16 protein-coding genes are annotated in these 16,070 nt (G+C 43.5%); 10 read left to right on the top strand and 6 right to left on the bottom strand.

Annotated elements, in window-relative coordinates; translation table 11 throughout:
* Position 1: 1 nt before the first annotated feature.
* From KSK55_RS14025 to KSK55_RS13995, 7 genes are all read left to right on the top strand, one after another.
* On the top strand, positions 2 to 748 hold the full coding sequence (locus tag KSK55_RS14025; RefSeq protein WP_256664036.1) for an anaerobic ribonucleoside-triphosphate reductase activating protein: 747 nt from the start codon (positions 2 to 4) through the stop codon (positions 746 to 748).
* Entirely contained in the window at positions 702 to 1,247 is a 546-nt protein-coding gene (locus KSK55_RS14020; RefSeq protein WP_218607349.1) for a dephospho-CoA kinase, read from the top strand. The genes KSK55_RS14025 and KSK55_RS14020 overlap by 47 nt, the downstream gene beginning before the upstream one ends.
* Complete coding sequence (locus tag KSK55_RS14015; RefSeq protein WP_218607347.1) at positions 1,244 to 2,014, top strand: sugar phosphate isomerase/epimerase family protein; 771 nt, start codon at positions 1,244 to 1,246, stop codon at positions 2,012 to 2,014. The genes KSK55_RS14020 and KSK55_RS14015 overlap by 4 nt, the downstream gene beginning before the upstream one ends.
* Positions 1,999 to 2,955, top strand: coding sequence for a ribonuclease Z (locus KSK55_RS14010; RefSeq protein WP_306127608.1), 957 nt, complete (start codon positions 1,999 to 2,001; stop codon positions 2,953 to 2,955). The genes KSK55_RS14015 and KSK55_RS14010 overlap by 16 nt, the downstream gene beginning before the upstream one ends.
* A 231-nt stretch (positions 2,956 to 3,186) precedes the next feature.
* A complete protein-coding gene (locus KSK55_RS14005) occupies positions 3,187 to 5,025 on the top strand; it encodes a DHH family phosphoesterase (RefSeq protein ID WP_218607346.1) in 1,839 nt (612 codons plus the stop codon).
* An 85-nt stretch (positions 5,026 to 5,110) separates the two neighbouring features.
* Positions 5,111 to 5,362 carry a DUF7123 family protein gene (locus tag KSK55_RS14000; protein WP_214421322.1) on the top strand — a complete coding sequence of 84 codons (252 nt, stop codon included), beginning with the start codon at positions 5,111 to 5,113 and terminating at the stop codon, positions 5,360 to 5,362.
* Positions 5,363 to 5,387: 25 nt separating this feature from the next.
* Positions 5,388 to 5,576 carry a hypothetical protein gene (locus tag KSK55_RS13995; RefSeq protein WP_214420794.1) on the top strand — a complete coding sequence of 63 codons (189 nt, stop codon included), beginning with the start codon at positions 5,388 to 5,390 and terminating at the stop codon, positions 5,574 to 5,576.
* Positions 5,577 to 5,640: 64 nt separating this feature from the next.
* On the opposite strand, the gene KSK55_RS13990 is transcribed toward KSK55_RS13995, so the two are convergent.
* The 3 genes from KSK55_RS13990 to acs all read right to left on the bottom strand — a co-directional run bounded on the left by KSK55_RS13990 (position 5,641) and on the right by acs (position 9,294).
* A complete protein-coding gene (locus tag KSK55_RS13990) occupies positions 5,641 to 6,048 on the bottom strand; it encodes a phosphate-starvation-inducible PsiE family protein (RefSeq protein WP_218607345.1) in 408 nt (135 codons plus the stop codon).
* Between the two features lie 89 nt (positions 6,049 to 6,137).
* On the bottom strand, positions 6,138 to 7,397 hold the full coding sequence (locus KSK55_RS13985; protein ID WP_256664035.1) for an L-lactate MFS transporter: 1,260 nt from the start codon (positions 7,395 to 7,397) through the stop codon (positions 6,138 to 6,140).
* A 7-nt stretch (positions 7,398 to 7,404) separates the two neighbouring features.
* Positions 7,405 to 9,294, bottom strand: a complete 1,890-nt coding sequence (acs, locus tag KSK55_RS13980; RefSeq protein ID WP_218607344.1) for an acetate--CoA ligase — start codon at positions 9,292 to 9,294, stop codon at positions 7,405 to 7,407.
* Positions 9,295 to 9,639: 345 nt separating this feature from the next.
* On the opposite strand from acs, the gene KSK55_RS13975 reads away from it, so the two are divergent.
* From KSK55_RS13975 to KSK55_RS13965, 3 genes are all read left to right on the top strand, one after another.
* Positions 9,640 to 11,028 (top strand): PAS domain-containing protein, encoded by a 1,389-nt coding sequence (locus KSK55_RS13975; RefSeq protein ID WP_218607343.1) that lies wholly within the window; start codon positions 9,640 to 9,642, stop codon positions 11,026 to 11,028.
* A 73-nt stretch (positions 11,029 to 11,101) separates the two neighbouring features.
* The gene (locus KSK55_RS13970; protein WP_218607342.1) at positions 11,102 to 13,420 is read left to right on the top strand and encodes a histidine kinase dimerization/phosphoacceptor domain -containing protein; all 2,319 of its coding nucleotides are present in this window, start codon (positions 11,102 to 11,104) and stop codon (positions 13,418 to 13,420) included.
* Entirely contained in the window at positions 13,392 to 14,447 is a 1,056-nt protein-coding gene (locus KSK55_RS13965; RefSeq protein ID WP_218607341.1) for a response regulator, read from the top strand. The genes KSK55_RS13970 and KSK55_RS13965 overlap by 29 nt, the downstream gene beginning before the upstream one ends.
* Here KSK55_RS13965 and KSK55_RS13960 read toward each other — a convergent pair.
* The 3 genes from KSK55_RS13960 to KSK55_RS13950 all read right to left on the bottom strand — a co-directional run bounded on the left by KSK55_RS13960 (position 14,429) and on the right by KSK55_RS13950 (position 16,053).
* Complete coding sequence (locus KSK55_RS13960; RefSeq protein ID WP_218607340.1) at positions 14,429 to 15,007, bottom strand: hypothetical protein; 579 nt, start codon at positions 15,005 to 15,007, stop codon at positions 14,429 to 14,431. The two genes, KSK55_RS13965 and KSK55_RS13960, sit on opposite strands and share 19 nt — an antisense overlap.
* Positions 15,008 to 15,205: 198 nt before the next feature.
* Entirely contained in the window at positions 15,206 to 15,577 is a 372-nt protein-coding gene (locus KSK55_RS13955) for a hypothetical protein (protein WP_214420787.1), read from the bottom strand.
* Positions 15,577 to 16,053, bottom strand: a complete 477-nt coding sequence (locus tag KSK55_RS13950) for an acylphosphatase (protein WP_218607339.1) — start codon at positions 16,051 to 16,053, stop codon at positions 15,577 to 15,579. Before KSK55_RS13950 ends, KSK55_RS13955 begins: the two co-directional genes overlap by 1 nt.
* Positions 16,054 to 16,070 lie beyond the last annotated feature (17 nt).

Below are 16,070 nucleotides of genomic sequence, written 5' to 3'. Positions count from 1 at the left end.
AGTGTCTGAATCAATACATATCAACTTCGGAGGTTTTGTTCCTCTCAGCACGGTAGACTGGCGGGGAAAATCAGTTTGCGTCGTATTTTTTCGAGGGTGCCCGGTCAAATGTTGGTACTGTCACAACCAGAGCATCCTGTCTGGTGAAGATAGAAGACCCGTTGATGAAATCAAAGAACTCATCCGCTCTTCATCATTACTCATCAGTGGAGTCATTTTTTCGGGAGGTGAAGCAACCATGCAACCAGCTGCGCTTTTTTCACTGGCAGAATACAGCAAATCTATCGGGCTTTCTACCGGGTTACATACAAACGGAGTATATCCGGATGTAATCAAAAAGCTAATCGATAAACGACTTATTGATCATATCGCCCTTGATGTCAAAGCTGAATGGAACTTGTATACCGTAAGGGGGAAAGAACGAGCAGTTGGAAAACAGGTTAAGGATTCACTGACACAATGTACTGCAGCCTACCATTCCGGAACACTCCCCGGTTTTGAAGTCGTGGTAACCTTGTTTCCAGGATATGGGGAAGAAGTCATGACAATTTCCCATGACGTTGCCCCTGATATTGACCTGGTTTTACAACAGGGAGTATTGATGGGTATCAGACCTCTTGATATACATAATCTGCAAAAAATAGCAGACCGCTTAGGCCGGAAAGTCAGAATACGCACTCGAAGTGATGGAGAAATAATATATGAGAGTAATAGCAGTAGTGGGGATGCCAGGATCAGGGAAAGGTGAATTCTCCGCTATCGCACAGGAAATGGGAATCCCGGTTGTGGTGATGGGCGATGTTATCAGAGAAGAAGTAAAAAACCAGGGCCTTCCTCCGACCGATGAAAGTATGGGAATTATAGCTCGAGGGCTCAGAGAAAAATATGGCATGGCGGCAATAGCTCATGTATGTGTACCAGTGATTGCCCGGCAACAAGCATCTGTGGTACTGGTTGACGGAGTAAGAGGGGATGCAGAAGTTACTCTGTTCTCAGATTCATTCCCTGAATTCTCCCTCGTCTCCATCGAATCACCGCTCATCACCCGGTTCGCACGATTGTCCGAACGGGGACGAACAGATGACCTGCAAAATATTCATGAACTCATTGCCAGGGATGAACGGGAATGTTCGTTTGGACTTGGAAAAGCAATGGAACTTGCATCTGTGAAGATAGATAATACCGGAACCAGAGAAGAGTTTCAGGAGAAGGTCAGGAAGTATCTGGCTGGGATGAAGTCTACATGAATATCAAATATTTTTTTGGGTCCTCGTCAAAAGTCTGGGAAGACATTTCGTGGATTTATGGCATTGAAGAGGCAGGATTTGATGGGTGGGAGATCTGTGCAGATGGGAATTACCATTTTGGTAAGAAAGATCAGTACGAGAGAGTTATCGAAACTCTCCGATCTACAACCCTGCAGGCAACAGTCCATGCTCCGTTTGGTGACCTCAATCCTGCTGCAATCAATGATCCTATTTGGCGGGAGACGGTCAGGCAACTCTCAGAGTGCATCAGATTATCATCAGAGATTACCGATCGGATAACCATCCATCCCGGATACCTTTCCTGCACCGGAAAACTGGTCCCCGATAAAATCTGGCAACTGCAAAAGGAAGCAATGAGGGAGATAGGAAAAGCTGCAACAGAATACGGGGTTATCGCCTGCCTTGAAAACATGCCAGATATCCATGACTTCCTTTGCAGATATCCCGAAGAGATAGAAGGGATTATCGAAGGGATCGAAGGAGTCTCCATGACGATTGACTTTGGTCATGCGAATACAATGGGAAAGGTAAATGACTTTATCAAGGCACTCAAATCTGCTTCTCATGTCCACATCCATGATAACCATGGGAAATCTGATGAGCACCTTGCTATCGGTGAAGGAACGATAGACTGGAACAAGGTTTCGAAAGCCCTTATAAGAGAATACCGGGGAGTAGTGGTTGTAGAGGGAAGATCAATTCCTGAAGCAAAACGCTCCCTAGCCCAGGTATGGGGGTGGAGATAATAGCCGGAGAGACCCTGCAGCTCTTTTTCCTTGGAACATCAGGGGCACTTCCTACCATATCACGGAATCTTCCCTGCATACTTTTAAAGTGGGGATCTCATGATCTGATCTTTGACTGTGGAGAGGGAGCTCAGCGACAGATGATGAAGGCGCGTGCAGGGTTCTCACCCGAAGTCATCTACATATCTCACTGGCATGCAGACCATTTTCTCGGGATCATTGGCCTTCTTCAGACCATGTCCTTTAACGGACGGGAGCAGCCACTGACTATCGTTGGTCCTGATTGTGTCCATGATATGGTCACTGATATCAAAGGATTATGTAGAACCAGGCTGGGATTCCCAGTAGAATCTCAAAAGGTGCGGGGGGGTGATCTGCTCATCTATGAAGGGTATTCAATCCGGGTCTTTGGAGTAGATCATGGCATTCCCGGGGTAGGATATATATTTGAAGAGAATATGAGACCTGGGCGGTTTAACCGTGAACGTGCCATCGAGCTGGGTATCAGACCCGGACCGCTCTTTGGAAAGCTGCAAAGGGGATCTCCGGTTACCATCACAATTGACGGCGAAGAAAGGGTCATTACTCCGGATATGGTTATGGGCCCACCCCGGCCAGGAAGAAAAGTTATTTATACCGGGGATACCCGGCCGGTTCTTTCAGAACTTGCAGATATCGGAGAGGATGCAGATCTCCTCATCCATGATGCGACGTTTGACCACCAGGAAGAGGAGCGGGCAAGAGAGTTCATGCATGCAACTGCGGCAGAAGCAGGTATTGTTGCACAAGCCCTGAAAGCCCACCGCCTGGCTCTCTTCCATTTCAGTACCCGGTACACATCAATCGATACCCATATAGCCGATGCAAAAACCCATTTTTCAGGAGAGATCCTAGCCCCGGATGATCTTACTGTTTTCGATGTCCCCTTCAGGGATGTATAACCATTTTTCTCAGCAATGCAAATGAAGTTAGACGAAATCCCTTATCGGATCATTCCAGACAGATCTCCTGAAATAGGAGAAAAGACGATACTATCAACACTCATATGAACCGCTCCGTGAACACGAGTGGTATTCTTCTGACGCGATACATTACATTCCGCCTTCAAAGGAGCAGAATTTTTTGAATTCCTGCTGCCGGCTGACGGGCCGGATCTCGCTCTGGTGAATAGTATGCCAACAGGAACAGAGACAATAGTTTACAGCTTGGGCGATGGGTGCAGTATTACTGACATCGTCATTGGAAAGACATATACAGGAACAATCCAGGGTTTTGCAAATTTTGGGGCGTTCGTATATCTGAATAGTTCAATCAAGGGGCTCATCCACAAGTCCAATATGCTTATGAGTCACCAGGAGGGTGACACGGTCATTGTTAGGGTTGGAAACATCCGTGACAATGGGAATATTGACCTCGAGGAGATCGTCATCTCATCATACCAGATACAACCAGTCGTTTGCAAAAGACGGACAACTAAACTTGAGGAATTAAATAAAAAAGTTGGACGATCCGTTACTCTTGAATGTCAGGTGGCCCAGGTAAAACAGACATCGGGGCCCACCATCTTCACACTTGTGGACGAAAGTGGAACTGAAAATGCAGCAGGGTTTATTGAAGCAGGAAAACGTGCTTTTCCAGATGTAAACCAGGGAGACACCGTCCGGGCAACCGGAGATGTAATGATGCGTGGAGGTCAGGTCCAGGTTGAATTGGCCAGGCTTGAAGTCCTACATGGCCCAGAAGCAAAGGAAGTACTTGACCGGATCGAGCAGGCTATCGATGATCGGGCGGAGCCGGAAGAAATTTCTCTTCTTATCGAAAGTCCGGTGCTTGAAAAACTCAAACCTGAAATGAGAAAGATTGCAAAACAGATTCGTCGTGCAGTTTTTACCGCCCAGCCAATATTGCTCCGCCACCATGCAGATGCTGATGGTATCTGTTCAGCAGTTGCCATTGAGCAGGCCGTTGTTGCCCTTATTAACGACTCTGGTGGAGATTATGATACTGCAAATTATCTTTTCAAACGTGCACCGTCGAAAGCTCCATTCTATGAGATAGAAGACATTGTCCGTGACCTGGATTATGCGACCCGTGACAACATCAGGTTCGGGCAAAAGATGCCCCTTATCATGCTGACTGACAATGGTTCCACAGAAGAAGATCTTCCTGCGATGAAGATGGCAAAGGTCTATGGTATCCCCATGATCGTCTTTGACCACCATCATCCGGATGAAATTGTGGACCAGTACCTCAATGCTCATGTCAATCCCTACCACGTTGATGGAGATTATGGGATAACAGCGGGAATGCTGGGGACCGAAATTGCCAGGCTCATCTTCCCAGGAGTGGATCAACAGGTGCGCCATATCGCCGCTGTTGCTGGAGTTGCCGATCGGAGTGAAGCACCTGAAAGACAGCAGTACCTGAACCTTGTCGCTGAGCGGTACACTGAAGAGGATTGCAGAAAAATCGCTCTTGCCCTTGATTATATACAGTTCTATCTCAGATTTAATGACGGAAAAGAACTTATCAAGGATATTCTGGACCTGAACGGTGATCATGACCGATACCGGAATATGGTTGATCTCCTGGTCGCTGAAGCTGAGTTTGCGATCTCTGAACAGGTGAAAACCTGTATGCCGCATGTCATCTCTTCATCTTTACCAAATGGAGCGCACCTCTTCCAAATTGATGTCGAGATCCATGCTCACAAATTTACATTCCCACCACCAGGAAAAACATGTGGTGAGGTTCATGATCGGTTATGTCAACAATATGCCGGAGAACCTGTTGTTACACTTGGATTCGGGCCTGATTTTGTTGTGCTAAGATCCCGGGGTGTCCTCATGAATATTCCCCAAATGGTCCGCGAACTCCGTGATGAGATATCAGGAGCAGGAGTTAATGGTGGAGGCCATCTGGTCGTAGGAAGCATCAAATTCGTTGAAGGAATGAGAAAAGATGTTATTTCACGTCTTTCCGAAAAAATTGGAGAATTTCCAACAGCCTGATATTAGTCATGATAAATCATGATAATTAGAGTAGTTTTAAATGTCTGCAATTGAATGTGTAAAGTACGCTGATGGAGGTCGCATAATGCCATCACACTTAAAATTTAGAGAGAAGTACAACGAGACTCAGTCCCGGCTTATTACTTACCTCAGAAAAGGGCTCGATTCAGGAAGGCATTATTTCAAGTCCAAGTATATTGCAAAAGACCTGGGACTGTCTTCCAAAGAAGTGGGGACCAATATGGCAATTCTTGCAGAAATCTGTCAGGAACTGACCATAGTCAAGTGGAGCTACTCAAACAGCACCACTTGGATGGTATCCCCAGTAAAGAATTAAATCTTTTTTTCCCGAATGCATGAGTATGAAAGAGATCATTTCATTTGAGTCAGACTTAGAATTTGTCGGAGACATTAACGAATTTAAAGACTGTCTGATGTCACAGGATAACACACAAAATGATCCAAAAGTTCTCTGGTTTAACATCGATGTTCCAAAGGGACATGGATTACAGCCAGGTGACCGGGTCAAAATCACTGTAGAAAAAGTTTGAAGTTATTACATAGGATGCATGGAAATTCCGTGCATTTCTGTTCTTTTTTATAAATCAGTACTCATCACGCCTCATGAGTTCTTTTTATAAGTTCTTCTTTAATCTTCTCACGGTTTGATTTGCGGATAAGATAATACGCGATTCCCAAGGACAATATCAGGATTCCGAGCCCGATAAGATGCATGTCTGTTACCTCCGAATCAAGCAGGATAACCTTTCGTGCAACCGCTGTCATCGCAACCATGACTATTACTTCCACGTGAATAACATGATCGCGAAGATAAGTCAGGATTGACTCAAAAAACTCAATACCTATGAGAACCAGGAGGAAATATCCAAATATCTGGATAATCTCATGGCTTTCCAAAATAAATCCGCTATCATCAACAAGAAACATGAATACAGTAATTCCAAGATTGATAATTGAAACAACAAGAACGATACCAAGCAGGATGAGAAGAATCAGATACATGAGTCGATGAAAGGATTTGATAGAATCAATCATTTCACATTAGTTGTTTCTCATGGCAAAGAAAAATGCCGGCTCTTTTAAAAAAAGAATTATGTGTCTTTCATGAAAAATGCTGTGATGATCCCAATAAGTGCAAGTACGGCCACTACGGGAAATACTCCGAGGTACGAACCTGTTGCGTCACGGATGTATCCTGCGATCTGTGGCCCGGCGATTGCACCTGCCCCATATGCAAGAAAGATTACTCCATAACATCGCGGGTAATCACCAGTTCCAAAGAACCGGGCAGTAGAAGCAGGAGCTATTGCAAGCCATCCACCAAGGCATCCCCACAGAAGGGCAAATGCCAGTATGTATACCGGAACTGAAGGGACAGATGCAATAAGCAATGATGCTCCTCCGATAAGGATAAATGAGACAATTGCCGTATTCCGGGGATTTATCATATCGGTCAATGCCCCGAAGACCGGCCTTCCTCCTCCATTAAAAATTGCAAAAAATCCGACAAGCATAATCCCAAGAGTTGCCTCAATCCCGACCACTTCTGATCCAACCGGTTTTGATATTGATATTGCCATAAGACCAGCCAGACAGCCGATAAAATAACATAGCCAAAGGGCATAAAACCGTCCTGACCTGACCATTTCTGGAAGGGCTGTTGAACAGGCACATGAAGCAGCTGCTGGAGATCCAGCAAAGCCTTTGGGAGTCCAGCCAGATGGCGGAAACCTGAATGGAATAGCCAGGAGTAGAGTCAGAATTAAAAATGCTAGTCCAAATATCCGAAACGTTCCCATGACCCCTGTTATCCCAATCAATACACCTGCAAGATTTGCAGTGATAAATGCCGAAAACCCAAATCCCAGTAGGACAAGGCCAACTGCAAATCCCCGTCGATCAGGAAACCATCTGGCAGCTGCTGCAACAGGGGCTCCATATGCAATACCCACACCAAGTCCGCCGATTACCCCATATAGGAAATAGAGCATGAGGACAGATGTGGAAAATGATGCCAGAATCCACCCTAGTCCGGTCAAGACACCACCAGCCATGATAATCTTCCGGGGCCCGTAGATATCAAGATATTTACCGGTCAATGGCATTGCTATGGCGAAACAGGCAAGGAATACAGAGAATGGCATAAGGATCTCACTAGCGGTTACAGCCTGTCCTAATGTCTGTGTAAAATATTCGGTGAGTGGGCCAACAAAAACCGACCAGGAATATACACTTCCCAGACACAGGTTTATAGCCATCCCAAGAAATACGAGAATCCATCTCCCTTTCTCTGCATCTATACCCCAAAACATGGGATTACTTTGGTTTTGTGAGAATGAGGTATCAGCCATGTTCTTGTTACTCCTCAAGAGTTGAAGTATCACCAAGGTCCATGTTCATCTCCTTTGCTTTGAGAATTCGTCTCATAATTTTCCCACTTCGAGTCCGAGGAAGAGAATCAACAAATTCTATTGCAGCAGGCATCGCAATTGGCCCGATGCTCATCCGGACATGATATATAAGTTCTGAAACCAGTTTCTGACTTGGCTCAAATCCTTTGACCAGAATGACAAATGCTTTGACTGCCTGTCCCTTAATTTCATCAGGTACCCCGATTACAGCAGCTTCTGCTACAGCTTCATGCTCAACGAGTGCTGATTCAACCTCTGCAGTTCCAAGATTATGACCTGCCACAATGATGATGTCATCTGACCTGCCCAGGATCATAATATAACCGTCATCATCCTTTACTGCAAGATCCCCGGCAGTGTAATAGTTCCGAATCTGGTTCCAGTATTTGCGATACCGCTCATCATTGCGATAAACAGTCCTCATCATGGATGGCCAGGGTTTTTTTATGACCAGAAGACCTCCCTGACCAGGTGGTAGGCTATTACCATCTTTATCAACCACGTCTGCCTCAATACCAGGAATAGGTAATCCTGCAAAACCGGGTTTCATTGGTTCACCAAGAGGTGTTGTAATCATGTGCATTCCAGTTTCAGTCTGCCACCAGGTATCTAGGACTGGACACCGGCTCTTTCCAATAACCCGATAGTACCACTCAAATGCTTCCGGATTCAAAGGTTCTCCAACAGATCCAATAATCCGGAGTGAATCCAGATTATGCTTATTCGGCCATTCCTCTCCCACCCGCATGAACATACGGATGGCTGTTGGAGCGGTATAGAAAATGGTAACCCCCAATTCTTCAATAATGCTCCACCATATCCCGGGGTCAGGCCAGTCAGGAGTAGTCTCAGTGATAACCACCGTAGCTCCTGCAGCAAGCGGCCCATAAACAATGTAACTATGGCCCGTGATCCATCCGGTATCAGCAGTGCACCATAAGACATCATTCTCCTTTAGATCAAAGATATACTTTGCAGTGTAGTGAACACCGGTTGCGTAGCCTCCACATGCATGGACGATTCCTTTTGGCATCCCGGTAGTTCCGCTGGTGTAAAGAATAAACAGGGGATCCTCTGCATCCATCTCTTCCGGGGGGCAGTCTGTATCAACGCCCTCAAGGAGACCGTAAAAGTCTTCTTCCATTTCTGAATACAGCTCTACCGAACATTTCTCACGACATAAGACGATGACTTTCTCAACACTTGGTGCATTCCTGATGGCATCATCGACAATACTTCGAAGTGAGATAACTTTTCCCCGGCGTTTCCCGACATCGGCTGTGATAACAACTTTTGCTTCAGCATCCCGAATACGGGAATGAAGAGCTTCTGCCCCAAATCCTGCATACACAATAGAATGAACAGCTCCTATACGAGCACAGGCTAACAATGCAATGATATGCTCAGGAACCAGAGGCATGTAAAAACAGATCCGATCACCTTTTGAAATCCCTATTTTTTTTAGTGCGTTTGCAAATCGCATTACATCCCGGTGGAGTTGACGATAGGTAAATACCCGTTCTTCCCCGTCTTCACCACGCCAGATTAATGCTAATTTATTCCTTCTCCCAGCTTTAATATGGCGATCCAGACAACTGGTGGTTATGTTGAGTGATCCACCATTAAACCATCGGGCATATGGGTAATCCCATTCCAGAACTTTATTCCAAGGCTTTATCCAGTCAATTTCCCTAGCCATTTGATCCCAGAACAATTCAGGATCAGCTTTAAAGCCCCCATATGCTTTTTTGTAATCTCCAAGGTGTGATTGTTCTTGAAATTCGGGATCTGGCAGGTACGATTTAGAATTCATCACAACTTCAAAATTCTCTGACATTATCCAACTCCTTTTATAAATAGCCCACATTTATCATCTGGCTTTTCCAGAAATATGACACAAAGAATGCATGTATATCTCGTACTGATAATGCTAAGCATCAGAAAATAGAAGGATTGCGTATAAATTAATTATTTGTATAGGTAGTACAGATATGTTGTACATAATAAAAATTAATTATTAGTTTTATTTTCAATAATTATTGAAATTTTATTTAGATTTCATTATCAATATTGTTTTTTTTCAACAATATGAAAAGAAGTCAGATTTATCATGATGAAAACAGGATGTATATGTACGACATTTGTTCTCCTGTATCTGGAATGAATCGGAGTCACACATATCATGATTGGAGATTACGAAGAAATACGGACCATTAAAGAACTGTTACAAGGATCTCCACAGGGGATGTCAATAACTGACATATCACAGGAGTTACATCTACATCGGACAACTGCAGCGAAATACCTGGATATGCTTCAGATGAAAGGTGATGTTGACCTTCGGATCATGGGAACATCAAAAATATATCACCTTTCAAACAGAATCCCAGCAGCAGTAATCCGTAATTTTTATAATGGTCCATACATCCTCTTCTCAGCACGGCTGATAGTGAAAGACTACTCATCAGACCTAGCAGAAATCTGTGGTATCGAGGGCGACATTACCGGTAAAGATCTCTCCGATCCCGCTCTTCACTCTCTTACTCATAACACCATGACTGACATTTGTAAGCGTGCAGTCTTGGGAACCCCAGATGAAATAGATCTTTCATTAACCGGAAAAAAGATGCAGAGAGTTTTGCACATCCGGATTGTTCCTATTGTATTTGATGATGGCCGGGCAGGATGCTCATTTCTCATAGAAGACATCACTGAACTTGCCATGATCAGACAGGAGATTGAGATCTGTGAGAAAGAACTCAGGATGGTATCTGAGGATCTAACAGAATTTGTTTTCCGATGTACACCTGATGGCATCCTCAAACGGGTAAATCATCCATTCTGTATCAGGATGGACAGAAAACCGGAGGAGTTGCTCGGATTCCCTTATGAACCAGTAATATCGCATGTGGACATCGAACGCTTATCCAAGATAAAACGTGAAATTACACCCTCTTCTCCCACACAGACCATTTCATTTAAAGCGATTCAACCAGATGGAATGGTGGCATTCGAGGAATGGACATACCGGGGAATATTTACCGAGAATGGTACTCTTTCCGGGTATCTGGCTGTAGGGCATGACATTTCGAAACAAAAACACCTCGAAGAACAACTCAACACATTTCATGCAAGTTTTGAGGCTCTTGTTAAGCAGCGTACGAAAGAGATGCGGCAGGCTAACCAGGACCTTATGAAAGAGATAGCACGCAGAGAACGGATCGAGCGTGAACTCCTCATCATTGAAGCCGCCTTTAACCATGCATCAGACTCAATTCTCCTATTTGAACGATCAGGAGATCTCTGGCGGGCGAATGAAACAAGCTGCAGGCTGCTTGGATATACGCAGGAAGAGATATCCCATATTTCAGTTTTTGACATTAACCAAGAGATAACACAAGAAATATGGGATGAAATGTGGGAAAACGCAGAAGAAGAATCTGGGATATCACGGGTGATATCAACTCATGTCAGAAGGGATGACACAATTATTCCGGTCGAGGTCTCAAGGACATTTTTCAAAGCAGGTTCTATGACTTTGTTCTGCTCAATAGCAAGAGAGATGCGATAATCTCTATTCATTTTTAAGGCCTTCCATGAACCCATACGGTTAATTAAAAACATGACCCAATTGAAAAGACCAGATGATACGCATTCTGCTTGTTGATGATGAACCCGAACTCCTGGAACTTGAGCAACGAATACTGGAACAGAAGTTTGGATTTGCAACAATTACTGCATCATCCGGAAATGAGGCATTAGAGGTATTTGAAAACCAGACAATAGATGCAATAATTTCTGATTATTCCATGCCTGGGATGGATGGAATTGCCCTGTTGCGAAAAATCCGGGAAATTCATAGTACCATCCCCTTCATCCTCTTTACCATTCGAGAACGAGAAGAGATTGCAATTGAGGCGATAAACAATGGGGCTAACTTTTACATGCAAAAGGAAAAACTTCCCCAGGTTGTTTTTGCCGAACTTGCCCACGCCATTACGAAGTCAGTTGAATTATTCAGAGCAGAAAAAAACCTAAAAATACAACGCGACCTTGCGCTGGCAAATGCCAATGCAAAGACCCTCGAAGAAACATTGCTCATCTGTACTCGTGCAATTCTTGACGTCTCCGGAATGGATGGCGTTGGAATATATTTATTTTATGAGGGAGATCTGTCCCTTGCCACTGCAAGTGGAAACGTGCCTGGTTATCACACACAACCTGTCCAGCAACAGGTTATTCCTCTGCTTCAAGCGATCTTAAAACACGCGAAAACCCAATTTCGGGAACAACCTGAGATCATGCAGACAACTCCGGTATTAGGAGAAATTGAAAACATTCAAACAGACATTTGTGCCAGTATGCATCATCATGGGAAAAAAATTGGTGCAGTCCATATTTTTTCCTACCATAAACATGATGTCTTTGAGGTATCACTCCAACGCTTTGTCACCGATATTATCGTCCAGGTTGGTGGATATATCTCTGACCGACTCGCAGAGGAAGCATTAAAGAACAGCGAAAACAGGATGAAGGCACTCATCAGGAACCTTCCAGGTATGGTGTATCATGGGCATATTGATGAAGAAAGAACCATGGACTTTGTCAGTGAAGCAGTGTATCTCCTAACTGGTTTTCATCCAAATGAAATAACTCATAATACTGTCAGATCCTGGGGATCACTCATTTATCCGCATGACAGAAGTCACATCCCTGAAGTAATTACTCGTGCAATTGAGAAAAATGTCATGTTCCGCCTCACATACCGGATTTTAACAAGAGAAAATAAATTCAAATGGGTACTTGAGCAAGGTACCGGGATATATGATTCTGACGGGACTCTGACAGGAATTGAAGGAATCGTCATGGATATCACCAGACAGAAAATCCTTGATGATCAGGTAAAAATGTACCATACTCGTCTGAAAACGCTCTTTATGCTCATGGCAGCCGGTTGTATTATCTTTAAGAGTGAAGGAACGGTAGAGAATACGGTGATAATTGATATAAACCGGGCAGCAGAGGAGATTGAACAGAGAACAAAGATTGATCTCATCGGTACGGATTTTCAGTCACTCTTTCATGCAGCAGACCAGGAGTTACATGATGCTCTTTCTGATATCTTAATTGATAAAAAAGCAAGAACGATCCAGAAATGTGCAATACAATATCCAAATGGTCTGCGATATTTTGATATATTCCTAAGTAGTGCTCCTGTTGGAACAGAGCGAACTGATGTGGAGATATTTCTCATCTACAATGACGTGACAGATCGGGTTATAACAGAAAAACAGATCATAACATCATTGCATGAAAAAGAGCTCCTTCTCAAAGAGGTTCATCACCGGGTAAAAAATAACCTTCAGATAATATCCGGAATTTTAAAACTTCAATCAATGAGAATTCAGGATCCACGGGCCCAGGAGATCATCCAGGAGTGTCGAAGTCAGGTCTATAGTATGGCTTCGATTCATGAATTATTATATAATTCAAGAGATATAGGAAGAGTCCGTGTAGAAGACTATATAAGCAAACTGGTTGATCATTTTAAACAGGAATATGAAGGTATATCAGCGAGACTAAAACTCATTGTCAGAGTGGATCCTGTAATCGTCCTTGATATCGAACGATGTATTCCCTGCGGACTGATATTGAATGAACTTATTATGAATGCAGTAAAATATGCATTTGAACCTGATCAGGATGGGGAGATCAAAATTTCATTCACTCAGGACATTCAGTCATACCAGATGCAGGTGGCCGACAATGGACGGGGGCTTCCAAAAGACTTCGATGTTAGGAAAAGTCAGTCTCTTGGCATGGAACTAACATCCCAGCTGACACATCAGTTACGGGGAAAACTTGATATTTCCAGTGATAAAGGAACGGTATTTACCGTTACATTTCCAAAAATAGATGGGGGCAGGGGAAAAAATGAGTCCACGACGAATACTGATCGTTGAAGATGAGGCAGTTACATCAGTAATGCTTGAGAAGACTCTGAAAGAACTGGGATACGAAGTTGTAGGTAGTGCTTTTGATGGTAGAGAAGCTATCGAAATTGCCAGGGAGAAGCACCCAGATCTCATATTAATGGATATTCGAATTCAGGGAGATATGGATGGTATTGAAACGGCAAAACTGATCTACCAACAGTATAATATCCCAAGCATTTATCTGACAGCACATTCGGATGAAGACACAATAAAAAGAGCAGTAGAATCAGGCCCGTTCGGATACCTGATTAAGCCGTTTAAAGAGCGGGAACTGTATAGCAATATCGAGATGGTGGCACACAAACACAAACTCTATCGAACCACTTCAGCAAGAAGCGAGCCTGAAGAACCACGAGGAGGTATGGACCGTCGACAGGAAACCCAGACTCCAGCTGCTATTCCTGCTCCTCAACCTGCTCGTCCTCAGGATTTACGGCTCGGTATTCTTGCTGTTCAGGCTATACCGCACCCAGTGATCCTCTTATCAACAAATGGAGCCATTACCTATTCTAATCCTGCATTCCGTAATTTTCATCGGATGACTACGAATCAATATGATTCCACACCTTCCTCTATAGACGAACTACCCGAATTGTGTAGAAAGATATGGGCCTCAGGAAAGAACCGGTTTAAAGAAGGCAAAGGATTTTCAATAAACGGACCAATTCCCATAAAAGGGACACCTCATAGATACAGAGTCGATATGCTGCCACTTATGGAAAAAGGAGTACTACATTTTATCGTTGCAATTATTCTTCCAGGAGAGAGCGGGACAGGAGCTAAAACAGAAATTACTGATTCATCTGGAAACTTGCTTGAAGAAGTAATCGACACAATAAAAGAGATCCGTTTTCTTGCATCATCAGAAGAGACATATCGCCTACATCAGATTGTCACTCGGGCTGATGGTGTGCTAAAAAACCTTGGAGAAATTAAAAATATATCATACCCAGGTCAGGGAGAAAAGAAGAGCGGTCAGATACTAACCGGATAATCATTTAATATTTTTGCAGGTAATCGCATTCTGATATGCCATGATGACTGAGGGTAATGCTCTTCGAGAATGAGGAGTGAACACCGCTCAAGGTTACCAAACTGTTCCTGGTCAAACCTGAATTCTGCTTCTTTATAAAAAGCCATTATTTTTTTAACCGCATCAGTTACATCTTCACCAACTATTTTTTTCCCAAATTTGTCTCCAATTTCAAATGGGATTGAAAGTTCAACATCCTCCATCCAGAGAACACTCTTGTCGACTTCAAAAAAACCTTTTCCAATAATGATATAATGAAATTCGACATCCATATGTGGTTCATCCGGACCTGTTCGAACCAGCATATTATACAAAAAATCCAACAAAACACGTTTATTCGAGATCAGATCAGAGGATACAGCTTCCTTGGATAATCGGCGGGCCATATCAGGTATGATATCCTGTCGATCCACCATCATCAAAAACTGTTCTTGTGACTTGATATTATTCGCCATCACTTTTAATGTGAGAAACTGTTCCCTGATATCGGACCCAATACCCCGCCCCATGTTGACTGCCATACTACAGAAATTCTTCTTCTTTCATGAAAGATATTAGCATCGGATCATAAAAATTGGAATATATTTTTACCCACATATATAGCGACATAGGGTTTATTATTTAAAAGGACTTCTCATTATAACCTTATCTTTATTATTAGAAGACAATGAGCGAAAATATATGAAAATTATACAATTTGGAAAAGAATCTCAGAAAGATTAGGATACATCCATCTCATCAAGAAATGGAAGTAATCCGATAACTCTGGGAATAGTGCCATCCTGTTCTATCCTGACAATAGACACCCCAAGAGGAATAACGCTCAGTGCCTCGTTAAACGCAGGATTCATCTCCCGCTGAATTTCCAGAAAGACAGGGAGATGAATGAATGGACGTTCATGTTCCTCAAATTTTCCATACTCATTCAAATCCTTCTCATATGTTGAGTTATATGCAAGGTCCTTTTCAAAATATACAATAATCTCACATGGTTCCCGGACCGAAATTTGTTCAAGTGCCCTGATATCTACAACCATACCTGGAGCAAGATTTGCAACAACTACCGGAAACGCTGGCTTTTCTACTTTCATTAACCAATCCCCTGAGTATGAATTGCTTCAATAACCCGTTCCAAAACTTCACGGCGTTTTCTTGATTCCTTTTTCATGTCACGCAGAGCAGACACCATCTCTTCCTGCATCTTCAGGCTCCGCTTTTGGAGCTTGATCATCTCTTTCAAGTATTCAAGACCAAGTTCTGACCGGTGAAACATCTCTTTTTGAAAATCACCAAAATGAGCTTCAAAGTGAGTAAGGGTTCCTTCATAGGCTGATTCAGAGACCATAAGTGATTCTACTAAAATAAGTGGTTCATCATCAGCTTTTAGATCCTCGCAAAACCTGGCAAGGTCGTCTTCATCCCCTTCAGCAACAATCCTGACTGATCCATCCGGAAGATTTTCAGCATATCCGAAAATTCCATGCCGGTTTGCAATCAGTCTGGCAAATCCCCGGTACCCGACCCGTTGTACCCGGCCGGTTACCAGAATAGTGAGTCGTTTCTGCATAGGCTGTGAATGTCCTA

Origin of the sequence: Methanospirillum hungatei, from assembly GCF_019263745.1 — an archaeon.
GTDB lineage: Archaea > Halobacteriota > Methanomicrobia > Methanomicrobiales > Methanospirillaceae > Methanospirillum > Methanospirillum purgamenti.
Note: the sequence above shows the minus strand (reverse complement) of the source record. Positions and strands in the feature narration are given on the sequence as shown.